This window comes from Psychrobacter sp. FME5, assembly GCF_014861375.1.
GTDB lineage: Bacteria > Pseudomonadota > Gammaproteobacteria > Pseudomonadales > Moraxellaceae > Psychrobacter.
The window spans coordinates 1-23,900 of record NZ_RRYX01000002.1 but is presented as its reverse complement, the minus strand read 5'-3'; the positions used below and the strand labels follow the sequence as shown (position 1 = coordinate 23,900).

Sequence of the window (23,900 nt, the reverse complement as noted above, 5' to 3'; positions counted from 1 at the left end):
TAGATAACTGATAACAGGGTTGAGTGACTGTTTTTATTGCTCGGCAGGCGCACGTAATAATAGCCATAAAAACAGCACGGTACCGACCACACCAAAGACCGTCGCCACAGGTACTTCAAACGGATAGCGAATAGAGCGACCAATAATATCGCAGAGCAGGACAGCTGAGGCACCTAATAGCGCAACTGCGGGCAAGCTACGACGTAATTTATCACCCATCAATCGACTGACGATATTGGGCACGACCAAACCAATAAATGGAATCATGCCCACCGTTACCACGACAACGGCACTCATCATCGCCACCATCCCAACGCCAAGCCATGTGACTTGGCGTTTACTAATGCCCAAATTGAGCGCGATATTATCGCCCAAACCAACGATGGTCAGTTTGTCGGCGATGATATAAGCCAACACACACAGCCCACCTGTCAGCCACAGTAGCTCATAACGACCAGCTAATACGCCAGAGAAGTCACCAAATTGCCATACACTTAGCATTTGTAACGACTCAGTTTGATAGGCGATAAACGTCGTCACCGCCTCGATGATACCGCCAAAGACAATGCCAATCAGTGGAATCATCAAAAAGTCAGTAGGCGGGATGCGGTGAATCAGCAGCATAAATAACATCATGCCAAATACAGCGGCGACGGTTGCCACGCCCATTTTGACGATAAGCGCACTGGCTGGAAACAGCAAGCTGACCACCAACAGCCCTAGCGCCGCACTTTGGGTGGCACCAACCATCGATGGCTCAACGAAACGGTTTTTTAACACCACCTGAATAATCATCCCCGCTACTGCCATCGCGATACCGGTTAAGATAATGGCAATGGTACGCGGTAGTCGGCTGACCAACATTAACGAGCTATCCGAGTTGGCGCTATGACTGATGAGGCTTTGTAGGATACCTGACCATGAAAAATCCGCCACACCGATTGATAGGCTTAATAACACCAAAAACCCCATAATAATGAGGCTACCGGTGTTTATTAACCATGGCGGTATAGCGGCACGTCGAGGGTTGGTACTCAAACCTTTACTAGTGCTTTTTTGCCAGTGCGGTGAAGCGATTGGCAACGAAGCACTGGTTTTAGCGTGGGGTTTAGCGTGGGTATGAGCACGATGTGAAAATAACGACATAACTTATACTGGCTTAAAATGAGGTGCTAATCATCGATTAACAACAATGGCTTGCATGGTTATAGCGTTTATTTTGCGCTAGCGAATGCGTCTTTAATGGTCGTCAAATCTTGCATCCACTGATAATAGCCACCGAATGCTAGGTAAGAGTCTGGGCTCAAGTAAACCACTTGATCTTTACTCCATGCAGTGGTTTGCGCGACCAATGGGTTGTCCAATACTGCTTTAGCACCAGCGCTATCTTCACCAATCGCTGCGCTGCGATCAACGACAAACAACCAGTCTGGATTGGTTTTTTGTAAGTATTCAAAAGACACTGGCTGACCGTGGCGCGCATCCGATATTGACTCGTCTGCAATGGGTATATCCAGTACAGTATGGATAAAGCCGTAGCGCGATTTAACGTTATAAGTAGAAAGTTTATTACCATTAACCATGACGACTAGGCCTTTGCCTTTATCCTTGGTTAAGGTTTTAGTCTCATCGATGAGACCGTCGATATTACCTTGCAGCTTAGCCGCCTGATCGCTCTTACCAAACAAAGCGCCCAAATCATGCAAACGCTGTTTACTTGATTCATAAATATTCGCGGTATCAATACTCATATCCAACGTCGGTGCGATACTGGATAGCTCATTATATTTTTCTGCCATACGCGAGCCGACCAAGATCGCTTGCGGCTGCATCGCATTTAAGTCTTCAAGATTGGGCTCAAATACGGTACCGACTTCTTTGGGCTCAGGCTGTACTTCAGAATGTAAGTTATCTAGATGTAGCCCGCTCGGCATACCATCAACCGCCACATCAAGCGCTGCTAAATCTTGTAACAAGGTCATGTCATAAACCACCAACGGCGAGGGGTTCATTGGTAGATCGACCTTGCCTTTTACCGTATCGACTGAGATTTTTTCAGCAGAAACAGCATCATTATTGTCAACATTTGAGGCAGAATCAGCCGTTTGGTTTTCAGCCTTAGTTTCTGTTGGCTCCGCATCGCTCGAATCAGGCGAGCTACAGCCTGCTATACCGATGGTGGTAAACAGTGCCGTCACCATGACAGCCAATAAGGGACGTTTAAAAAGAGGGGTAGAAGAACGGCTAGATAATGAATTAATAGACATAAATGACTCGGTATATCGTAGGTTTGGAGAATGTGAAAAATAAAAAGAGCTTGTTTAGCGTGATTGTGCGCGCTAGATACTACTCGATAGTAATACCTTAAGACTTCTTGTTTTTTATTGCTGTTTTTACGCTTAAGGATTAGAGCGCTTAAAAATTAATATGCTTATGATAAAGTAATTGAGACTTATTATCAATACAGATGATAATGGTTTTTATTAACGATAGCTGAATGGTTTGCTAATATACTTCAATTATATATAGGCAGTTCTATATAAAATCGAGACGTTGGTAACCACGTACTACGGTTATCAATTTTTCTTGCTTGCTGTTCGTAAACGTGACAGGGGCTACGAAAATTTTAATCCAGTAGCACTCGTATCGGTTTTAAGGTGAATCAGCTATATAATAAAGGTTTGTTAAACCTGAAGGTGAATGACCTTACAATAGAGCTGTAAATATTTTGTTAAGTAAAGAAATTATTGTAAATTTATTATTGATAATAATTATCGTTTGCATTATCATCTACGCCATTCTACTCCGGTTAAAATAAAAGTTAGGCTGTTATGAGTTCAACGGATTTAGACGCGCCACCACTTAGGTCAATACTCATTGCTATTATCATAGTGGTGACGCTACACGTGCTCACGGCAGTAGCATTGGTGGCGATAAAACCGGCTGAGATAAAAGTCGAGCCAGAAAAAGACACGCCACCTATCGAGATAGAGATGGTGACGTTACCTACTGAACCTGCCGAGAGTGTGGATGCTGAGGTAGAAGTAGTGCCAAAAAGTAAACCACAGCCAAAATCAGAGCCTAAGCCAAAACCAAAACCTGTAGTTGTTAAGCAAGAGAAGCCAGTGGTAAAAGAGAAGAAACCAACGGTTCAGAACGAGAAACCACCGCAGAAAAAACCTACAGAAAAGAAAGTAGAAAACGAGCCACCAGAGAAAAAACAGCCTAATCTTGATAAGGAAACTGCTGATGAACGCCGCCGTATCATAGCCGCGCAGGCAGAAAAAGCAGCGCAAGCTGAAAAGGCGGCGCAAGCAGAACGAGAAGCGCAAGCAGCTGCTGATGCTAAAGCAGCTAGAGAGGCGCAAGCATTAGTTGACGCCAATGCTAAAGCTGCGAAAGAGGCTGCTAAAAAAGCCGCTGCGGCAAAACAAGCCGAAGAAGTCGCTGCTCAAGCAAAAGCTGATGCGGAGGCTAAAGCTGCCGCTGCCGTGAGTAATCAGCCTGTTAACTTTACGGCCAGCGCTGCTAACTGGGCTTCTGCCCCCAACTTTAGCTTTCCTAGTCGTGCGGCTCGTAGAGCACGTTCAGGTGATATGCTCAAAGTTGTGCTGATATTGAGAGTGAATAAACAAGGCGGTATCGATAGTGTACGTGTTGCTCAATCGTCTGGAAACACGGGCTTGGATACAGAAGCAAAACGTCAAGTACGCTCTGGTAAATTTAAACCCTTTACAGAAAATGGTGTGCCAGTTGTCGGTAATGTCACACTGCCAATCGATTATCCCGTTCCATAAAGATATGACAATAAATAACTGAATTGCGCTACTGTTGCAAACCATAAATGACAAGTCATAAAACATCACATTAAGGAGTCTGATATGGACTTTACAACCTACTGGCAATATAGCGATATGGTGACCAGAACCCTGTTCTTTTTGCTACTCGCCTTATCTATTTTCTCTTGGGTAACCGGTATCATACGGATACTACAAAGCCGTAAATTGGCTGCCAATGTCGCCGATGACTTGAGCCAGAAAATTCAGGCTAAACAAGCAGAGTTAATAGAGTCGGATACAGCGACACGTCGTTTGGTGATAGAGCAGACTTTACTCAAACATATCGGTCGCTATCGCTTTGCCAGTGAGCGCGGACTACCAATTCTCGGCACGACCGCGGCGATTGCGCCATTTATTGGTCTATTTGGGACGGTGTGGGGTATCTTTCATGCGCTGCATAATATTGGCACGACGGGACAAGCAGGCTTGGGACAAGTGGCAGGGCCGGTTGGTGAGGCGCTGATTATGACAGGTCTTGGTATTGCAGTGGCGATTCCAGCGGTGGTGTTTTATAACCTTGCCGTACGTATCAATCGCCGTGTGATGTACCACGCCAATGACAGAGCGCATGATTTATTGGCGCAATCAACCGAGCTTGCCGCCGCACAGCAACTATCAATGCAGCACGGTACTACGGCTACCCAAGCTCAATCAGCGACAACGATAAACTCAGATAGACAAACTGCTCAAGCGTCAGAACATTATAATAAATCAGCAACATCGCAGCTATAAGCGCTGTTTATTGAGAATGTTATTTATTAATAATGTTTTGAAATCCAAAAAGGCGCCTCTGAGGCCGGTTAAAACGCACTAACGGCAATGATTATAACGAAACGTATTGAGAGTAATTATGGCATTTCAATTGGGTGATGATGACAGTCAAAGCATGAGTGAGATGAACCTCATTCCGCTTATCGATATCATGCTGGTATTGATGATTATATTTTTATTGACGGCGACTGTGTTGAATCCAACGGTACCATTAAACCTGCCAAAGACCAGTGCCGAGGTAAATGAGCCGCCACCAGAAGCCATTCAAATTAGCATTGATAAAGACGCAGGAATATTTTGGGACAGTGATCCGATTAGTATGGAGGAGTTAGAGCAGCGTCTACAACAGCAAAGCGCTGAAAACAAAGACCCTTCAGTACAATTGAGTGCGGATAAAGAAGGCAAGTACGATACGGTCGCGCAAGTATTGGCAGCAGCCAGTCACGCCGGATTGACCAAAATATCCTTTGTTAATGAATAGCTTTGTTAATAAAGCATTTTTGTGATACCTATTTGTGATACATAAGATACATAAAAGGTATCGGCTAACTCGTGGCATTTATATGTTGATATTTATACCTTTTATAACTGCTTTATATGATTAAACTTACCGCTAAAACCAGCAAGCCTATTAATAGAAAAATAGCCAACACAATAAGAAGAATCATTAAAATAATAAACTTTCTCCAGCCTCACATGGGCAACCTTGTGAGGTTTCCTTTATTTTAATGTAGTCTTAACCTTTAAAGACATCGAGCCGTAATACGGCTTGTATATGTTGGAGCTATTTTAATAACACGTTAATTGAACCGTACTACTTCTGTTTTGAGCTGATTATAGGTAACCATTACCAACCATAGCCAAGTGGGCGATGGCCGTAACCGAAACGTCCAGGGCCATAACCAAATGGATAAGGCGAGCGTAGATAGTCAAGGTCGCGCTGACGAATATAATAGTAGCGTCCTTGCGAATAAGCTTCTTCTAGCTTCTCAATACCTTCGAGAGGACAAACAGGCTGCCAATCATAACCTTCACGGCCGAGCTTATAAGCATTGAGCTCGGTACAATAGTTTTTTAGCCCTTGCTGTCGGCCTTGCTCCCATTGAATACGGTTTGGCGTAGCGCCGACTACGCTGGCACATTGATTAGCATACTGACCGAAATACGCGCCTGAGCGACCACGGATACCGTCGGCATAGCCCACTTCTTGCCAGTTACTGCTTTGACATTGCTGCGGCGTTAGGCTTTGGGTGGTTGCACAGCCTGATAAGGTAAATAAAGCCGCACCCATTAGTGATAGAGCAATGCTGGATTTACTCGTGGCTTTATTGGCCAGTTTATTAGCAAAATTAGCGGCCGATGAGTTTCGCTTAATAATATTATTCATAATAAACCTGCGCGCGTCTAAAGTTATGGTTTATCATAGCACCTTTTTAGGCGCACGACTTTTTGTATCTTGTTATTGTGACTATGTCTAATTGAGCTAAGTGTTTGATCTGCCACTATAAATAGGCATGTCGTTATGAGCCGTTCAACTGGCTATCCAGTGGTTGTGAGATTTTGCTGCTTGATTTTTAATGGTTCGTGCTCATTATAAGTAACGGTATACTCGTCGTCTATTCGCCACCCCTTCATTTAGTTAAAAGGCCAGACCATCATGGGAACATTGATTGGCGTTATCATTGTACTATTCGTATTAGGGAGTATGATGGCGCTCAAACCTAGCGGTATTGATCAGCGTTTGGATAAGCTGCGCATGACCGCGCGTCGGTTGCAGTTGAACCCAAAACTCGTCACCTGTCCTGATTGGGTTAAGGGGAAGGACAATGAATATGGTCGCGGGATGATGGGCCAGTACTGCTTGGTGCTAGAAGATACGAAGTTGCCGCATACGCGCTATCAAGTGATCGATGGGCAGTGGCGACCAGACAGAAGTTTTATCGATACCAAGAGAGACGACGTCAAACTCACTATCCCAAGTATCACTCGGCCTAGTCAAAACAATAGCAATACGGCTGTAAAAAAGATTGATTTTAGTTTGGATAAAATGCCATTGGATTTGCCAGTTAGTATCGAGCCGTTTGTCAAAGGCCTATGGACCAAGGCAAATAGCATCGTCATTTATTGGGAAGATATCGCTTATGTACGTCCGTCAACCAATCCTACTTATCAGAAGAAACTGATTGAAGAAGATTTATTGGCGTTAAAAGAAAAGCTTGAGCAATGGGCTATAGAGGTGCATAAAAAGCCCAAGAGCTAGTAAATTGTTTTTTAATCTCCATTAATGTGTAATATGCAAGTACTTTTGGCATACTCTCAGTCATTTGCAGTTGACAGTTTAACGCTTAGCAGTGTAACGTCTTTATAACTGATTTTTTGTCTTATAGTTATTGCTTGTTTTATAACCGCTTTTTATCGGCAGCTACCACTACAATAATTCGCTGAGCAATTATAGCTAATTACTATAAATTGCCGTGCTGCCGAATGTATCCTTACTTTAATTTACTTATTATGGTGTCGTCACACATGGCAAAAACTACAACCAAAAAAAAACCAGCATCCGCTGCTGGCAATCCAAAAGGCAAGTCTTTAGTGATTGTAGAATCACCCGCCAAGGCAAAAACGATTAATAAATACCTTGGTGATGATTTCGTTGTCCGTTCAAGTATCGGTCATGTTCGAGATTTACCCGTTGGTGCGAGCAAGAGCGCCAAAAAACCAGCAGCAACCAAAAAAGATGAGAGTCTGACCAAAGAAGAAAAAACCCAGCAAGCATTGGTACGGCGTATGGGCGTCGACCCTGAACATAATTGGGCGGCAGTCTATGAAGTATTGCCAAATAAAACCAAGGTCATCAAAGAGCTCAAAGCCTTAGCCAAAGACGCTGACAAAATCTATCTCGCAACGGATATGGATAGAGAAGGGGAAGCTATTGCTTGGCATCTCAAAGAAGTGATTGGCGGCGCGGACAGTAAATATGAGCGCGTGGTCTTTAACGAGATTACCAAATCTGCCATTCAAAACGCCTTTAAGCAGCCCTCCAAACTCGATATTGATCGCGTCAATGCCCAGCAGGCAAGGCGCTTTTTAGACCGTGTGGTTGGTTTTATGGTATCGCCGCTGCTATGGCAAAAAGTCGCTCGTGGTCTATCTGCGGGGCGTGTGCAATCGGTTGCCATGCGCTTGGTCGTAGAAAGAGAACATGAGATTCGTGCCTTTATCCCCGAAGAATACTGGCAGATTCATGCGGATACTCACGTTGCCAGTAGCAAAAAGGACGCTGAGCAAATCGCGATTCGTTTAGAAGCCACTAAACAAGGCGGCAAAACGCTTAAGCTGGTCAATAAAGAACAGACCGATAAAGTCCTAGAAGTTCTTAACACAAATGACTTTATCGTTAAAGAGCGTGAAGAGAAACCAACGCAATCTCGTCCAAGTGCGCCTTTTATTACCTCGACTCTGCAACAAGCCGCCAGCACACGGTTGGGATTTTCTGTTAAAAAGACCATGATTTTAGCCCAGCGATTGTACGAAGCGGGTCATATTACTTATATGCGTACCGACTCTACCTTTTTGTCCGGTGATGCGTTAGCTGCGGTACGTGGTTATATCGAAGACAGCTACGGCGAAAAATATGTGCCAGAAAAACCAAACTTCTACGGCAACAAGCAAGGCGCACAAGAGGCGCATGAGGCGGTTCGTCCTTCTAACGTCAATATGAAGTCAACCCAGTTGAAAGGGGTTGAGCGTGACGCGATACGTTTGTATGAGCTGATTTGGCGTCAGTTTGTTGCTTGTCAGATGCTGCCAGCTAAATACCTGTCAGTGAATCTATTCGTCAGTGCCAATGACGTTGAGCTAAAAGCCCGCGGTCGTACCCTGGTGTTTGATGGCTTTACTAAGGTTATGCCACCCGCTAAGACCGACGATACTTTATTACCTGACGTCAAAAAAGGCGATAAGTTAACGCTTGATAAGCTAGATCCGAGCCAACACTTTACCAAGCCGCCACCGCGCTATACCGAGGCAAGCTTGGTCAAAGAGCTTGAGAAAAAAGGTATCGGTCGTCCATCGACCTATGCATCTATTATCTCGACTATTCAAGACCGTGGTTATGTGAAGCTTGAAAACAAGCGCTTATTTGCTGAAAAAATGGGCGATATCGTCACCGATAGACTGACGGCAAGCTTTCCAGACTTGATGGATTATACCTTTACCGCCGCGCTTGAGGATAAGCTTGACCATGTCGCTGAAGGCGATACGGACTGGAAAGATGTCCTCGATAACTTCTACGGTGATTTTAAAACTACCCTCGATCGCGCTAAAGAAAAAGACGGCATGCGCCCCAATGACCCAACCGATGTCCCAGACGTACATTGCGATCTTTGTGATCGTCCGATGCAGCTGCGTACTGGTTCAACGGGTGTATTCTTGGGCTGTACCGGTTATAACTTACCACCGAAGGAGCGCTGTAAAGGTACCAAAAACTTAATGCCAGTCGAAGCGTTTGCCAATCTTGACGACGCCGAAGGCGATGATGATGCGGCCGAAGTCAGAGACTTGATGGAGAAAAAACGCTGCCCGAAATGTGGTACGGCAATGAATGGTTATATCGTCGATGGCGGCCTCAAGCTACATGTTTGTGGTAATAATCCTGATTGCGATGGCTACATTTTAGAAGAAGGTAAGTTTGAAGTCCCAGGCTCAGATGCCCCAACCATCGATTGTAATAAGTGTGATGGGCAGATGGAGCTAAAGACTGGACGTTTTGGACCGTACTTCGCTTGTCAGAAATGTGACAACACACGTAAAGTGCTCAAAACGGGTGAAGCAGCGCCGCCGCGTATGGATCCAATCCATATGCCAGAGCTAAAATCGACCAAGCACGATGATTACTTTATCTTGCGTGAAGGGGCCGCAGGCATGTTCTTAGCGGCGTCTAAGTTTCCAAAAGTACGCGAAACACGGGCACCAAAGTTGGCTGAGCTGAGACAGATTAAAGATAAAATGGAAGATAAATTCCAGTATTTGTTTGAAGGCCCAGATGAAGACCCTGATGGTAATCCAACAATACTGCGTTGGTCACGGAAGAAAAAAGAGCAATATATCGGCTCTGAAAAGAACGGTAAAGCATCGCGTTGGGGAGTGTATTGGCGTAAAGGCGAGTGGGTAGAAGAGTCGTAAACTCCTTTACCTTTAGACTTTCTATTAAAGGTTTGTTGTTTATACGATAAACATTGCTTTAAGCCACAAAAAAACCTCTTAGACTCTAAGAGGTTTTTTTGTGTGGCTAGCTACTTGTGTAACTAATTAATAGTATTAAACTTAAACGTTATTAGCTTTTTTTAATGATACCACAAGCGACGCGATCGCCTGAATCACCTGCTGGCTGGCTGGTATAGTCATCAACGCCGCCATGAACGATAAAGGCTAGGCGGTTGACACTATATTTACCACCTTCAGCGGCAGAGATTTTTTTATTCACATAGTTGATCGTAGCCACGCCATCGTCGTTGGCGGTTAGGTTAGGCAGATCACCAGCATGGCCATCCATGTCATCTGGGTTAGAATGAGGATTGTTGTCTGGGTTGAAATGACCACCTGCCGCTTTACCCATAGCATCGCAGCTGCCCGTTTCATGGATATGTAGTGATACAGTCTTACCCGGCTGCAAATTCATGAGCTTACCGTAAACTTGTACACCGCCATCAACTGGACGTAGAAAAACTTGACCCACTTCACTTTTTTTGCCATCGACCGCATTAATGGTTGATTTTAATGTGGGTTGGTTAAGTGGATTGCCCGTTTGCATTTGGCCCTCTACTGTCTGACAGCCAGTCATTGCTAACGCTGAACCACATAATAAAGCACTTGCAAGCATTGTCTTATTCATTATTATCTCCATTTGTATTTAGAATTTAACGAGTTTTCTTAATCTCGCCACTAGTATAGCTAAGCTGTATCGCTAGATATTCATTAAAAGCGCAACAAAGCGTTAATATATGTAAGTCCTATATAAAACATATAATTAGATGAGCTTAACATTTGCTTAAGTTAACATAACGCGATGATAAGATAAGATGACGAAATAAAACGATGAATCGGTGAGCGGTAATGCAAAATAGCAGTGGTAAGAGATATCAGTTTCTATAATTAGAATTTTAATAATAATTTATGTGAGGTTTTATATGAGTACATTGACTAAATTAGCAGGAAGCACAGTATTAGTTTTAGGTATGATGAGCGCGGGTACCATGACGGCGCAAGCCGCATCACAAACAGGCGATTTGCACTATAATGCCGATTGCGGTGTCAAAGAGCTGCGCATGGCAAAGGGCAGCTATGATGTCAATCGTGCCGGTGCTATTAAAGGCGATAAATTCTGTGAATATCAGTTTTATGCCAAAAAAGGTCAAAAAGTAAGCGCGACAATCGTCGGTAGCAACGACTTATATCCTGTACTTTATGGCACCAATTCGCCAGATATTAGTACTGAGACGGTGGCATTGGATAAGACAGGCGAGCATACCATTCGTGTGTTACAACCACGCAATCAAGCCCGCGAAGGTAATACGCCAAAGCCATATTATATGACGGTGACGATTAAGTAAGCACTATAGTCAGTTCGAAATAACATTGAGACTTTAAAACTATCGTGCTACTGGTATAAATTTCACTAGCGTGCTGTGTCTACGCTGACATAGGCTGCGCAAAATACATCCCAGCGGTACTGTATCGGTTTTAAAGTAAATAGACTATATCTATCATCAGAAATATTCAAAATAAAAAAAGCCAAGCGTTTGATGCTTGGCTTTTTTTGTGGTGATTCTAGATTAACGAGTGACCGTCTTTTGATTTTTCCAAATCAATATTTCACCTGTATCGAGCTTTTGGGTGAGTAGATAATAGGGCAGGCTTGGATTATCAGTATTGGTATTTGGGAGCCGTTGTAAGGTTAATTGGCTTTTGCTTAACTGTTCAAGCTCACGAATTTTATCTTCGGCAGCTTCACGTTTCGGACCACAGCCCATCATCGATTGTGCCCCTGAGCCGATTAATAGCATGTTATCAGCAGTCAAAATGTATGGTCCACCAACGCCATTACAATCAGAGCCAAACCCCACTTGATGCTCCTCATTGTATACGGGATAACCAAAATAGGCGCTGACGGGAAAGCCTGGACGACTAATCTCAATAATGGCTTTATTATCACTATCGACCGCGCTAACAAGTCGCCATTGGTAAGTTTTTAACAGCTCATAACTAATCGGCAGACCAGTAGTTGGTTGCAATTTCTTTGGGATAGCTGCAAAAATAAACTGTTTATCTTGGGCATTTAATGCCAACTCATAAGGAATTGGCTTTTTTGAGATTGGTTTATTTAGAGGTGATAATCGCTGTTTTGAGGATTGCTGTTTTGGTGTTGGGATAATTTTAAGGTTAAAACGACCTCGGCCATATTTGGGGAATAGTTGGGTTAAATAATCCGAGATATCGCTAGCCGCTTGCGTATCGTTTATTAAGCAAGATTCTGGCGTGGTCGTTGTTACGCCATAGGAGCTATAAGTGTAATTATGATAACCGTCATGATGCAGGCTATAACGCTGACAGTCGTATTTAAACACCAGATTACTAGGTCGCACATCCAGTATTAATGGCGGCACAGCGTCGCCCCCAGCATAAACATCAGAATCAACATGAGTGACCACATCTTGATTATCTATCCAGCGCACCAGCTTCCAATCAAAGCGATTGAGACTTTCAACGGGTAGTTCAGGCAATTTCCAAGAGCTTATGTATTCATTCTCATCACTTTGTGGAAACGTGATGATTCTTTCATCGGTATCTATTGGTTTTGGCGCTTTAGCGGTTATCGGTATAAAGGTGCTATCGTCTATGGTTTGACAGCCGACTAAGCCTGCCACGCCAAACATGCTTATTAAAGTAAACGTACGAGCTGGTATTAATAAATGGTAGGAAAGAGTCATAATGCTTGTCCATTTTTATATTAAATTCATATCCGTATAAGCGTCTTAAATATTATCGTGAGCTGTCTTTTGTCTCACTTTGCCAAATTAGAGTCTCGCCTGAGTCCATTTTTTGGATGAGCTTGTAGGGTAATTCATTATTTGTATTGCCGTGATCATTATTTGATGCAGTTTTGGTTAATAATAATTGGCTTTGGCTATACGATACTAATTTGCGAAAATCAGATTCTATTTTATCTATCTGCTCGCCGCAGCTCATCATCGTACTGGGCGCACCACCAATGAGTAGCCTGTGATTATTGGTTATGGCATAAGGACCACCTGCGCCATTGCAGCCCACAGAGTAGCCAGCAAAGCGGTGATATTCTTCTGTCGTAAATCTGCCAATGATAGGGGTCTCTGCTTGATTAAAATGTTCAATCAGTTGAGCTTTATTATCGGCCGCGCTTATCAGTCGCCAGCTATAGCGCTCAATTAACTCATTAGTAATGGGCAGTCCTGATGTTTTTTGTTCAGGCTTACGCATTCCAGTAAATATAAGTGTCATATCATTATTTATATTTAATGCCAGTTGTTTTGATGAATTTGGTATAAAAAAATTAGATTTAAGAGTTACTGGCTCAAAATTAAAGTATAAATTTGATCTCGGTGAAAATATGGTCTCTAGGCTTTGTTGGATAGCACCTTTGCTCGCTACGTTACTCTGTGTGTCACAGTCATTAGTAGAGTCCACAAGGTGAGATATTGAGTAGGGGTATGGCGTGGGATAGGCATTCTCAATAAATAATTTGTAACGATGACAACCTTCTTTAAATAATAAACTACTTGGACGAATATCCATAATTAATGGTGGTTTATGCCTGAAAGGTTGGCCTTTATTGTTCATACCAGTCACTTGCGTTAATTGCCAGTCATACTTAGTCAAAGTTTGAAGAAGATAAGGTTGCTGGATAGAGGTTGACCAGTCTTCATTATTTGTGTCGGAATTAACGGCACCAATTTTGTTTGAATGGCTCAGTTTAGTAGACTGACAGCCTACTAAAGCCACTGACGATAATGAGCCTACAAGTAATGATAAAGTAGCCAATCGATTTAAATTCATTTTTATTACCAAATAAACATTTGTCTAAAATATAGCATAGGGTTTTACTTAAATTGTTGTTTATTTTTGCCAAAAAAAGCCGCCTACATTGCTGTAAGCGGCTTTTTAATTGCTAAGGCTAAATTACTGACGGTTTAATTAATTATGTAGCGCTTTGCCTTTGGTTTTATCAACCGTGACTTTTGCAGGCTTAATTGGTGTTGGCATGCTGACTAAAGCAACTTTTAATATCTCATCAATCGTCGCGACTGGCTGAATGGTTAAGCCTTCTTTGACGTTATCAGGGATATCAGCCAAGTCACGCTCGTTGGTCGCTGGAATCAACACATGCTTGATGCCGCCGCGATGCGCCGCGAGTAGCTTCTCTTTCAGTCCGCCGATACGTAGGATTTTACCACGCAGGGTAATCTCACCTGTCATGGCGATATCTGGACGAATGGCAATACCAGTCAAAGCAGATACCAGCGCTGTGGTCAGTGCGCCACCAGCAGAGGGACCATCTTTCGGCGTCGCACCTTCTGGCATATGCACATGGACATCAGTCGTTTTAAAGGTTTCGTAGTCGATACCTAAGCTGTCACCACGGGCACGAACCACACTCATAGCAGCGCGAATAGACTCTTTCATCACATCGCCGAGTGAACCAGTAAAGCTCAGCTCGCCTTTACCTTTCATTGCCACCGCTTCAATAGTCAGTAGCTCACCACCGACTTGTGTCCAAGCAAGACCAGTAATACGACCAATCTCAGGCTCTTCTTCCGCTAGACCATAGTCATACTGATGCACGCCTAGATAATCATCGATATTTTTGTCATCGACCACAACCAGCTGACGTTCTGCTTTTTTCGGAGCGCGAGCGCCATGACTTTCAACTGAATTGCGAACTACTTTACGGCAGATTTTATTGACTTCGCGCTCAAGGTTACGCACACCGGCTTCACGGGTATAGCTACGCACGATGCTATGTAATGCTGCTTCGACAATCTCAATCTCGCCTTCTTTGAGACCGTTATTTTTAATCGATTTTGGCACCAAATACTTCTGGGCAATATTGACCTTTTCTTCTTCGGTATAACCCGGTAGACGAATGACTTCCATACGGTCAAGTAGCGCTGGTGGAATATCCATACTGTTCGCTGTACAGATGAACATCACTTGCGATAAATCTAAGTCCATATCTAAATAATGGTCGTTAAAAGTATCGTTCTGTGACGGATCTAGCACTTCAAGCAACGCTGACGCAGGATCACCACGGAAGTCTTGCGCCATCTTATCAACTTCATCTAGTAAGAATAGCGGGTTTTTGACTTCAACTTTTGCCAATGATTGCACGATTTTACCCGGCATTGCGCCGATATAGGTACGGCGATGACCACGAATTTCGGCTTCATCACGGACGCCACCCAGCGCCATACGCACAAATTTACGACCAGTAGCCCGAGCAATTGACTCGCCCAATGAGGTTTTACCGACACCAGGAGGGCCGACTAAGCAAAGAATAGGACCACGCAGTTTTTTCACCCGTGATTGTACGGCGAGGTATTCTAAGATGCGGTCTTTCACATCTTGCAAGCCGTAATGATCTTCGTCCAACACGGTTTTGGCTTTGTCTAAATTGATAGAAACTTTGGTCGTCGCATTCCACGGCGTGTCCAAAATCCACTCAATATAATTACGCACCACTGATGATTCTGATGAGGCAGGCGGCATCATTTTGAGCTTTTTTAATTCTTGCTCGGCTTTTTTGCGCACATCTTCTGGCAAATCAGCTTCTTCTAAGCGCTGCTCAAGCTCAGCCACGTCATCTTCACCATCGAACGCACCGTCACTCATATCTGACAGCTCGTTTTTAATGGCCTTCATCTTCTCGTTTAAGAAGTATTCGCGCTGATTGTCTTCCATTTGCAGACGGACGGCATCTTGGATGTCTTGTTCGATATTTTGCTCAGCGCTTTGCTTGACCAAATATTCAGTCAAGGTATTGATGTGGGTTTTGATGTCGTTTTCTTCTAAGAACGACTGTTTCACATCAAGGTCCATCGAGACACGCGTTGAGATAAAGTAGACCAACTCAAGCAAATCATCGATACGCTGCGCCACGCGCGTTAGCTCACGAGCATTACGCAAGCGCGCATCGGCGTAGCTTTCAAATAGGGTGGTTAAGGCTTGAATGGTATTTTTCTGCTGGCTTTCGTCCATGCTGACATCGAGGTCAGCGCGATCAAAGCTGGCCATTAACAACTCGTCGTGATTTTCGATGTTATCAACACGTGCGCGGTACTGACCTTCAATCAATACTTTGATGCAGTTTTCATCGCTGTCGTGCGGCATGGTGCTAACGATACGGCAGACCGTACCGTACTGGTATAAGTTGTCTTGATCAATATCTTCGGTTAGCGAGTCTTTTTGGGCAACGACCAATACTTTATTGCCGTACTCGGCTTGTGCCAATTCAACGGCTTTTACCGATGGTGCACGACCGACAAATAAAGCAATTTGCATGTGCGGATAGACCACGACATCTCGCAACGCTAGTAGCGGCAGATAGTTTTCAGAGCCGTCATCTTTAATAGCATTGTCATCTGCAGCATCATCGTCTGAAATACTGCTATTTTCGCTATCATTTTTTTCAGTGTTGTCAACGTTATCAGTATCAGACGTTGCATCTAGCTCTTTTTCTAATGCATTATCATCAGCAACGCTAGATGAAACGTCGACATCAATGTCGATATTGTCTTGGGCAATTTTATGTTCACTCATATATTCTTTCCTCGTTCACCAGACTTGTAAAGTCAAGTTAGTGTCTCATGTTTAGATAAATGGTGCTGCTATACAAAATTGCAAGGCTTATTCGCTAACAGTAAAGGTAATATTGTGGGTTTATTTGCGCGTTCGGTTATGTCTGCTAGGTTCTACGCGTGGGATTTCTGTACAAAATCAGGTAAACTGACGCGCATCTTAACCGCTACGCACGTATAACGGCTGTGTGGATTAACAGACTGCGGCGAAAAAATAGGTCAATAAAAGGTCGAGAGTGGGCCACAAAACAGAGAGCAAGGGGCGAAAATATGACCATCAATGCGGTGTTACTGGCAGTCGTCATCATGCTAGGGCTATCTTTGGCGCGGGTACACGTGGTACTCAGCTTGTTAATCGGTGCGCTGGCAGGTGGACTCATCGCTGGTCTTGGTGTGACCGATACTTTAAATGCCTTTCAAGAAGGCATCCGTAATGGGGCACAAATTGCCTTATCTTATGCGTTACTTGGGGCTTTTGCGGTGGCAATTGCGCATTCTGGCTTGCCGCAATCTCTGGCCGGTGCAGTGATTAAACGCATTGATGCTGGCGGCACCAGTGGCATGATTAAATATATGCTGTTTGCAGGCCTCGTTATGATGAGCTGCTTTAGCCAAAATTTAATTCCCATACATATCGCCTTTATTCCTCTATTAGTGCCGCCTTTACTATTGGCATTTAACCGGATGCAGATTGATAGACGTCTGATTGCGTGTCTGATTACTTTTGGACTGGTCACCACTTATATGTTTATTCCTTATGGATTTGGTGATATTTATCTTAATCAAATCATGCTAAAAAATGTCGGCGAAGCGGGCATTGATGTGGCAAATATTTCAGTCACCAAAGCGATGGCGATTCCAGCACTGGGCATGTTTGTAGGTTTGCTAGTGGCGATATTTATTAGCTACCGTAAACCGCGCCAGTATGCCCAATTAACCATTGATAAAGACGCTCGCGATGCGGTCGTAGAAGGTGATGCATTAAGCAAAACAGCGGCAGATGCACAAACACAAAGTAAGCTTAAAACACTGGTGGCGATTGCTGCGATTGTGACAGCCTTTGTAGTGCAGCTTTATACTGATTCGCTATTGCTTGGCTCGATGTTTGGTTTTGGGGTGTTTATGGCGACGGGCGTGGTCAAGTGGCGTGATGCCGATACGGTGTTTAATGACGGTATCAAGCTGATGGCGATGATTGGCTTTATTATGATTACCGCGCAGGGCTTTGCCGAAGTGATGAAAGCGACTGGTGAAATCGCACCGCTGATTGATGGGGCGACGAACTTGTTTGCGGGTAATAAGGCCATTGCTGCTTTAGTGATGTTAAGCATAGGTTTAGTCGTTACGATGGGTATTGGTTCATCGTTCTCAACCATTCCAATTATTGCCGCTATTTACGTGCCGCTATGTATCTCGTTAGGCTTTTCACCACTAGCTACGGTTGCGATTATTGGTACGGCTGGCGCGCTTGGTGATGCAGGTTCTCCAGCATCAGATTCGACGCTTGGACCCACTTCTGGTCTCAACGTTGACGGTCAACATGACCATATCAAGGACAGCGTGGTACCGACATTCTTGCATTACAACATTCCACTATTGGTATTTGGTTGGATTGCGGCGATGGTGTTGTAGGTTGTGTTTTATAGAACTATACTCCATAAAAAAAGCTACCGAATAGGTAGCTTTTTTATTTCAAATCGATAATTTCATACTAAAGCTTTTTGTACTGCTTTTGCTAAAAACCCAGAGCGAGTTTCGTGGTTTTTTTCAGCATAACTGTCAACACGCTGTAATAAATATTCAGGCCAACTAACATTAAAGCGTACTTGCTTAGTTGAAAACTTGCTTTCATCAATATTTACAATAGCCCAAGCCAAAGCATCTTGAAAATCTGCATTCATTCTTAATGTTTCTATATCACTAGTATGAAAGTCAAAACTCATTCCTTTATCTAGCATATATTCGATATGATCGTAAATTAAGGACTGCGCTTCTTGCACTGTGTCATCGATGGTATCTCCTAAAGGGAAACAGCCGTCAATATCAGGAACAATAGCTGCATAGTTGTCCATGCCTTCGTCTTTGAATATAGCGATGGGATAATTTAACATATAACCCCCTATGAATATTATCTTATTAATAAATTTAAATAGGATAGAGAAAGTTTTTATGAAGAGTAAAAACCAACCTTTGTTAAAAGGTTGGAGTTGCTTAAAGTTTCAAACTAGAAATACGTCTTGCTTGAGCCAATTGATGCCGAGACACATCTTTTTCAGGGTGACTGATTGAAATAATGCTATCAACGCCTTCCTTTCTCAAAATATGATGACTTCCTTTAACTCTATCAACTATCCAACCATCCTCTTTAAGCAACTTGATTAGTTCACCACTTTTCATGGATTCTCTTCAAGGATACTAATTGGATGTGTGTATTATTACACATAATTTATAATTAATGCTGTATTTCTGTGTGTAGAAGTGTGTATTGAATATTAAAGAAGATCGTTAATCTTCAAAACCCTCAATCTCAACACCCAAACCGCGCAAAAACTCATCACTTTGCACCAATAGCTCATTTAAGCGCGTTTCATTGATAACCCGTGCCAACTCATCAGAATTAAACTCTTGCTCTTGACTATAATATAGCTGCTCACGTTCTCCCTCTTTATTAGCTAACGTTTGCAGATAATCGGCAACGCTATCTGCGCTAGATTTATCGTCACTATTACTTTTAGAGTTATCTTTCATCAAAACCACCGTATCCCACTAGGGGTAATCAAACCATCTAATGGCACATCCCACGGTTGACGCGCCAACTGTTCCACCACTTGAAAATCATAACACCAGCCAATTTTTAACGGCTTTTTTGCCCCTGATTGATAGCTTTTAGCAAGCGTCGTATCATAAAACCCACCACCCATACCCATGCGATTGCCATTACTATCAACCGCTGTCAATGGACAGATAATGACATCTAATTCTGCCGCCCATAGCAACCGGCGATGATGGTTTTGTTTCATACCTAAGCTATGGATACGTGTCGGGACGTTGATTAATTTGTTGTGATAAATAGGCACAAAGCGCAAGCGTTTATCATCATTACGACCGAGCGAGCCAACCACTGGCAGATACGGCTGATAATTTAAGCGAGTTATCCAGTCTAGTAGTGGTTGAGTCGGTAGCTCGCCAAAACCATCATAATACAAGCCAATACGAGCGTTGGCTGGCAGGCGCTGTTGCAGCTTGATTAAATGCAAGCTGGCAGAATGGGCAAGCTGCCTGCGTTCACTTTCGCTTAACTGACGGCGCTGGCGAGTAAAATGTCGTCTTGGCGGATTGCTTGTTTTTAATGCATTTTTCTCAGTATTATTTATGTCAGGATGCATAAGTAGAGTATCCAGTAACGTAGGGAATTGATGGTGGCTGGCGCTTTTAGATAGCGGTAGTGGCTATTTGTCAATATTCAACACGGCCTAGTCATGCTATCATAACGCCACTTTATATCGTGTTTTTCTTTATGTGTAACCGCTGTTGTATTTTATGCTCAAGCATTTATCAACAAATCATTTATCAACAAACCATCGAAGAGGGTAGTTATGTCGACACAGAATCAGGCAACTCGTACCGAAAAAGATACCATGGGCAACGTGGAAGTCCCAGCTGATGCATATTGGGGTGCACAAACCCAGCGTAGCCGCGAGAACTTCAAGATTGGTGGTGAAACCTTGCCGCGACCGATGATTGAAGCGATGGCACTGGTCAAAAAAGCCGCTGCGATTACCAATGCTGGCCTTGAGCGTATCGAAGGTGATAAACGCGATTTAATCGTCCAAGCCGCTGACGAAATTATCAATGGTGGTCTAACGGATCAGTTTCCATTGGTTGTCTGGCAGACCGGTTCTGGCACCCAGTCAAACATGAACATGAACGAAGTATTGGCCAATCGTGCCAACGAAATCGCTGGTAATGAGCGCGGCAGCTACACGCCGATTCACCCAAACGACCACGTCAACCATGCTCAATCTACTAACGACAGCTTCCCAACCGCGATTCGTGTGGCGGCAGCGCGTGAAATTAATGGCTTATTGATTCCAGCGGTAAAAGCATTGCGCGATACACTAGATGCTAAAGCCAAAGAGTTTGATAGCATTGTTAAAATCGGTCGTACGCATCTGCAAGACGCCACGCCTTTGACATTAGGTCAAGAGTTCAGTGGTTATGTCAGCCAACTTGACCACTCGCTAACGCGTATCGATAACGCGCTACAAGGCCTGTATGAATTGCCACTAGGTGGAACGGCAGTTGGTACAGGTCTAAACGCCCATCCTGATTATGCGGTAAAAGCCGCTGAGCAATTGGCAACATTGTCTGGTCTGCCTTTTGTGACCTCACCGAATAAATTTGAAGCACTAGCCGCTCGTGATGCCGAAGTATTTGCTTCTGGTGCCTTAAAAACCCTAGCAGGTAGCTTAAATAAAATCGCTAACGACGTACGTTGGTTGGCATCAGGTCCTCGTTGTGGTTTGGGTGAGTTGACGATTCCTGAAAATGAGCCAGGCTCTTCTATCATGCCAGGTAAAGTAAACCCAACCCAGTCAGAAGCGATGACCATGGTTGTGGCGCAAGTGATGGGTAACGATGTCACTATCAGTATGGCTGGCGCGTCAGGTAACTTTGAGCTAAACGTCTATAAGCCAGTGATCGCCTTTAACTTATTGCAATCTATCAAGCTACTTGGTGATGCGTGCAATAGTTTTAACGACAATTGTGCGGCTGGTATCGAGCCAGTGAAAGATAAAATCGATGACTTCTTGCATAACTCACTGATGCTAGTGACTGCATTGAACCGTCATGTTGGTTATGAAAATGCGGCGAAAATCGCTAAGACTGCTTATAAAGAAAACAAAACCTTGAAGCAAGTAGCGGTTGAGCTAGAGCTATTAACAGAAGCGCAGTTTGATGAGTGGGTAACGCCAGCTGATATGGTACATCCTTCTTAATATCAATCTATAAGTCTGATTTGTATTCCTTATAACTCAAGCTTTTAAAGTTGATACTTTGACTTAATAAAAGACCTTGTCATCTAATGTGGCAAGGTCTTTTCTATTATGATAACTTAAACCAGAGCGGCCCATACAGCAACGCCAACGTATAAATATCTAATTGGTGTGTAAAATGAGGTTTTCTATGATTCAGGTTTTACCATTGATATATATCGCTTATCGATATACAATATAAAAATATATTAATTTTCTACAAACCAATAATAAATATAAAGGTGTTGAGATTTGTATGATCGTTAATTTTAAATGTAGTGACACCCAAACTCTTTTTTCTACTGGAAAGACAAAGCGATGGTCTGCAATAAAAAATGTTGCAGAACGTAAGTTACTACTGTTAGACAATGCAACTGTGCTTGAAGATTTAAGAGCACCACCGGGCAATCGCTTAGAAGCTTTGCATGGCGATAGAGAAGGTCAGCACAGTATACGAATTAATGCTCAATGGAGATTATGCTTTGTTTGGACAGAGCAGGGTGCTACAGATATAGAAATTATCGATTATCATTAGGGGCTGTATAGAATTCATCTATTAGGACTGCTGATCGCTAAAATAATTCCAGACTAGGCGTAAATCGAAGGTAATGTCGAGACCTTAGCTAGATTTACAACAACGTCTGGGGCGATTTTAGCATCAGTCCGAAGGAACAGGACTATTTTTTGCCACTTCATAGCCAAAACTATCGCGCTTAGAATGACTAAACTTACTATTTTTGGCGTCGAATTGCCTAAAAAATAGTCTCTGTTAGTTCCTTAGCTGAATTCTATACAGCCCTTAATCTAGCTGAACAATAAGAGAGGGAGAGAAACTCATGATTAAGAATGGTATGCGCCCAATTCATCCTGGTGAAGTATTAAGAGAAGATTTTCTTGAGCCGCTCGATATGAGCGCCACTGCGCTTGCAAACCAGCTGGGCGTTACGCCTGCGCGTGTTAATGAGATCGTACGTGAGAAGCGAGGCGTTACCGCAGACACAGCATTGCGCTTAGCCAAGTATTTTGGTGGTAATGCTCAGTTCTGGCTAAATCTACAATCCACTTATGAGCTACGTCTAGTTGAATCTGATGACTTACACTTTTTAGATGAGATTGAGCCTATTGAGTATGCTTAATACCCGTATTGTGGCTACGAGAAAGGCAGCGAAAATCGCTAAGACCGCTTATAAAGAAAACAAAACCTTGAAGCAAGTAGCGGTTGAGTTAGAGCTGTTAACTGAAGCACAGTTTGATGAGTGGGTGACGCCAGCAGATATGGTGCATCCTTCTTAATATCAATCTAAAAACCTGATTAGCATTGTTATATAAGCTAACCCTAAATTAGTAGTGCTTGTATTCCTTACAACTCAAGTTTTTAAAGTTGATACTTTGACTTAATAAAAGACCTTGTCATCTAATGTGGCGAGGTCTTTTTTTTGTTCTTTCGATTCTTAGAGGACGTTAAACTGATTAAATATACTTAAGTTCGCTATCGGGCAATACTGTCTTTATCTATTGTCTTACTTTATCTGTATTCTTAGAGTATATATTTAATGAATTACCAGCCATTATCAGTATTATACCGATGACTAAGGCCACGCTAAAACTTTCAGAATATAACAGCACACCAATGATTGAGATTAGCGGTAATCTAAACATATCCATGGTTACAACGAATGTGACCTCTGCATGTTGCATGGCTTTGGTCATACAATAATGTGCTGATAGGGCTGTCACTCCTATAATTATAAGCCATAGCCACTGAATATCTAACGGCGTTGTCCAGCCTTCTATAAATAAAAGTAATCCTAAAGGCGCTTGAAGCAGACACATCATAAAAATGATGGTTATTGGGCTTTCGCTATTAGATAATGATTTTGTGGAAACATGAGAAAAGGCATAGCAAATAGCTGCACCCAGAACGATTAGTGACGCATAGTTGGCGCCCTCTGTATTAGGTTGTACGATGACTATTACCCCTAGAATACCTAATAGTACGGCAGCAACTTTTTTGACAGTTATAGACTCTTTTAAGAAAAGATACGATATAATTATCGTCCAAAAAGGGACAGTGAATTCAATAGCAAAAACGGTCGCTAAGGGCAGTAGCCCTATGCCTAAGAACCAACCGTATTGTCCTGCAAAATGAAATAGATTTCTTACTACATGTAATTTGAGACGTTTGGGAAATAAAAAATGGGTGGTGTTCTAAAAAGTATGCTGGCATCAGACGTAGCCATAATTGATGTAAAAGAACACCAAATCAAACACTTTAAAATGATTATCAAGCTTTTTTGAGAAGCAACAAGTCTTTCTAACCGCTCGTCTTAATCGGTGTCTAAGGCGACAGTTATTACCCTCTATAC

Annotated in this window: 23 protein-coding genes and 2 pseudogenes; 11 read left to right on the top strand and 14 right to left on the bottom strand. The window is 43.1% G+C overall.

Features of this window, described 5'->3' with window-relative positions:
• Positions 1–33: 33 nt before the first annotated feature.
• Together EI161_RS00495 and EI161_RS00490 are read right to left on the bottom strand one after the other, a co-directional pair.
• Positions 34–1,146: an ABC transporter permease gene (locus EI161_RS00495; RefSeq protein WP_192524502.1), complete on the bottom strand. Its 1,113-nt coding sequence runs from the start codon at positions 1,144–1,146 to the stop codon at positions 34–36.
• Between the two features lie 68 nt (positions 1,147–1,214).
• Entirely contained in the window at positions 1,215–2,267 is a 1,053-nt protein-coding gene (locus EI161_RS00490; protein WP_192528740.1) for a siderophore ABC transporter substrate-binding protein, read from the bottom strand.
• Positions 2,268–2,831: 564 nt separating this feature from the next.
• Here EI161_RS00490 and EI161_RS00485 point away from each other — a divergent pair.
• The 3 genes from EI161_RS00485 (at position 2,832) to EI161_RS00475 (ending at position 5,091) form a co-directional block, all read left to right on the top strand.
• On the top strand, positions 2,832–3,797 hold the full coding sequence (locus EI161_RS00485) for an energy transducer TonB (protein WP_192528739.1): 966 nt from the start codon (positions 2,832–2,834) through the stop codon (positions 3,795–3,797).
• A gap of 84 nt (positions 3,798–3,881) precedes the next feature.
• On the top strand, positions 3,882–4,571 hold the full coding sequence (locus EI161_RS00480; protein WP_192528738.1) for a MotA/TolQ/ExbB proton channel family protein: 690 nt from the start codon (positions 3,882–3,884) through the stop codon (positions 4,569–4,571).
• Between the two features lie 118 nt (positions 4,572–4,689).
• Positions 4,690–5,091 (top strand): ExbD/TolR family protein, encoded by a 402-nt coding sequence (locus EI161_RS00475; protein ID WP_192524498.1) that lies wholly within the window; start codon positions 4,690–4,692, stop codon positions 5,089–5,091.
• 366 nt (positions 5,092–5,457) lie between these two features.
• On the opposite strand, the gene EI161_RS00470 is transcribed toward EI161_RS00475, so the two are convergent.
• Positions 5,458–5,997, bottom strand: a complete 540-nt coding sequence (locus EI161_RS00470) for a DUF2799 domain-containing protein (RefSeq protein ID WP_192524497.1) — start codon at positions 5,995–5,997, stop codon at positions 5,458–5,460.
• 270 nt (positions 5,998–6,267) lie between these two features.
• Between EI161_RS00470 and EI161_RS00465 the strand changes: the two genes are divergently transcribed.
• Both EI161_RS00465 and topA read left to right on the top strand, forming a co-directional pair.
• The gene (locus EI161_RS00465) at positions 6,268–6,870 is read left to right on the top strand and encodes a hypothetical protein (protein ID WP_192524496.1); all 603 of its coding nucleotides are present in this window, start codon (positions 6,268–6,270) and stop codon (positions 6,868–6,870) included.
• 266 nt (positions 6,871–7,136) lie between these two features.
• Positions 7,137–9,794, top strand: coding sequence for a type I DNA topoisomerase (gene topA / locus EI161_RS00460; RefSeq protein ID WP_192528737.1), 2,658 nt, complete (start codon positions 7,137–7,139; stop codon positions 9,792–9,794).
• A gap of 151 nt (positions 9,795–9,945) precedes the next feature.
• Here the strand turns inward: topA and EI161_RS00455 are convergent, their stop codons facing one another.
• On the bottom strand, positions 9,946–10,503 hold the full coding sequence (locus tag EI161_RS00455; protein ID WP_192524377.1) for a superoxide dismutase family protein: 558 nt from the start codon (positions 10,501–10,503) through the stop codon (positions 9,946–9,948).
• A gap of 295 nt (positions 10,504–10,798) precedes the next feature.
• On the opposite strand from EI161_RS00455, the gene EI161_RS00450 reads away from it, so the two are divergent.
• The gene (locus EI161_RS00450; RefSeq protein ID WP_192528736.1) at positions 10,799–11,221 is read left to right on the top strand and encodes a hypothetical protein; all 423 of its coding nucleotides are present in this window, start codon (positions 10,799–10,801) and stop codon (positions 11,219–11,221) included.
• 222 nt (positions 11,222–11,443) lie between these two features.
• Here the strand turns inward: EI161_RS00450 and EI161_RS00445 are convergent, their stop codons facing one another.
• From EI161_RS00445 to lon, 3 genes are all read right to left on the bottom strand, one after another.
• Positions 11,444–12,598, bottom strand: a complete 1,155-nt coding sequence (locus EI161_RS00445) for an META domain-containing protein (RefSeq protein WP_192528735.1) — start codon at positions 12,596–12,598, stop codon at positions 11,444–11,446.
• 52 nt (positions 12,599–12,650) lie between these two features.
• Positions 12,651–13,700, bottom strand: coding sequence for an META domain-containing protein (locus tag EI161_RS00440; protein ID WP_192528734.1), 1,050 nt, complete (start codon positions 13,698–13,700; stop codon positions 12,651–12,653).
• Positions 13,701–13,838: 138 nt separating this feature from the next.
• Complete coding sequence (gene lon / locus EI161_RS00435) at positions 13,839–16,271, bottom strand: endopeptidase La (protein WP_192528759.1); 2,433 nt, start codon at positions 16,269–16,271, stop codon at positions 13,839–13,841.
• Positions 16,272–16,768: 497 nt separating this feature from the next.
• On the opposite strand from lon, the gene EI161_RS00430 reads away from it, so the two are divergent.
• Positions 16,769–18,130, top strand: coding sequence for a Na+/H+ antiporter family protein (locus EI161_RS00430; RefSeq protein ID WP_192528733.1), 1,362 nt, complete (start codon positions 16,769–16,771; stop codon positions 18,128–18,130).
• A 74-nt stretch (positions 18,131–18,204) separates the two neighbouring features.
• Here the strand turns inward: EI161_RS00430 and EI161_RS00425 are convergent, their stop codons facing one another.
• The 4 genes from EI161_RS00425 to EI161_RS00410 all read right to left on the bottom strand — a co-directional run bounded on the left by EI161_RS00425 (position 18,205) and on the right by EI161_RS00410 (position 19,884).
• Positions 18,205–18,609 carry a type II toxin-antitoxin system HicB family antitoxin gene (locus EI161_RS00425; protein ID WP_192528732.1) on the bottom strand — a complete coding sequence of 135 codons (405 nt, stop codon included), beginning with the start codon at positions 18,607–18,609 and terminating at the stop codon, positions 18,205–18,207.
• A 100-nt stretch (positions 18,610–18,709) separates the two neighbouring features.
• On the bottom strand, positions 18,710–18,895 hold the full coding sequence (locus tag EI161_RS00420) for a type II toxin-antitoxin system HicA family toxin (protein WP_192528731.1): 186 nt from the start codon (positions 18,893–18,895) through the stop codon (positions 18,710–18,712).
• A gap of 108 nt (positions 18,896–19,003) precedes the next feature.
• Complete coding sequence (locus EI161_RS00415) at positions 19,004–19,246, bottom strand: hypothetical protein (protein WP_192528730.1); 243 nt, start codon at positions 19,244–19,246, stop codon at positions 19,004–19,006.
• Complete coding sequence (locus EI161_RS00410; RefSeq protein ID WP_192528729.1) at positions 19,246–19,884, bottom strand: 5-formyltetrahydrofolate cyclo-ligase; 639 nt, start codon at positions 19,882–19,884, stop codon at positions 19,246–19,248. Before EI161_RS00410 ends, EI161_RS00415 begins: the two co-directional genes overlap by 1 nt.
• Before the next feature lie 210 nt (positions 19,885–20,094).
• Here EI161_RS00410 and fumC point away from each other — a divergent pair, with 210 nt between their 5' ends.
• From fumC to EI161_RS00390, 4 genes and pseudogenes are all read left to right on the top strand, one after another.
• Entirely contained in the window at positions 20,095–21,498 is a 1,404-nt protein-coding gene (gene fumC / locus EI161_RS00405; protein WP_192528728.1) for a class II fumarate hydratase, read from the top strand.
• 292 nt (positions 21,499–21,790) lie between these two features.
• The gene (locus EI161_RS00400; RefSeq protein ID WP_192524368.1) at positions 21,791–22,069 is read left to right on the top strand and encodes a type II toxin-antitoxin system RelE/ParE family toxin; all 279 of its coding nucleotides are present in this window, start codon (positions 21,791–21,793) and stop codon (positions 22,067–22,069) included.
• Positions 22,070–22,370: 301 nt separating this feature from the next.
• Positions 22,371–22,670: a HigA family addiction module antitoxin gene (locus EI161_RS00395; RefSeq protein WP_192528727.1), complete on the top strand. Its 300-nt coding sequence runs from the start codon at positions 22,371–22,373 to the stop codon at positions 22,668–22,670.
• A pseudogene (locus EI161_RS00390) lies at positions 22,648–22,827 on the top strand (class II fumarate hydratase); the annotation flags it as partial. The gene EI161_RS00395 and the pseudogene EI161_RS00390, both read left to right, overlap by 23 nt.
• Positions 22,828–23,046: 219 nt before the next feature.
• On the opposite strand, the gene EI161_RS15060 reads toward EI161_RS00390, so the two are convergent.
• The 3 genes and pseudogenes from EI161_RS15060 to EI161_RS00380 all read right to left on the bottom strand — a co-directional run.
• Positions 23,047–23,502 carry a DMT family transporter gene (locus tag EI161_RS15060; protein ID WP_413038490.1) on the bottom strand — a complete coding sequence of 152 codons (456 nt, stop codon included), beginning with the start codon at positions 23,500–23,502 and terminating at the stop codon, positions 23,047–23,049.
• Positions 23,503–23,508: 6 nt separating this feature from the next.
• A pseudogene (locus EI161_RS15055) lies at positions 23,509–23,670 on the bottom strand (EamA family transporter); the annotation flags it as partial.
• A 90-nt stretch (positions 23,671–23,760) separates the two neighbouring features.
• The coding region (locus tag EI161_RS00380) for an IS1 family transposase (protein ID WP_192528726.1) at positions 23,761–23,900 on the bottom strand (140 nt) is incomplete at its 5' end.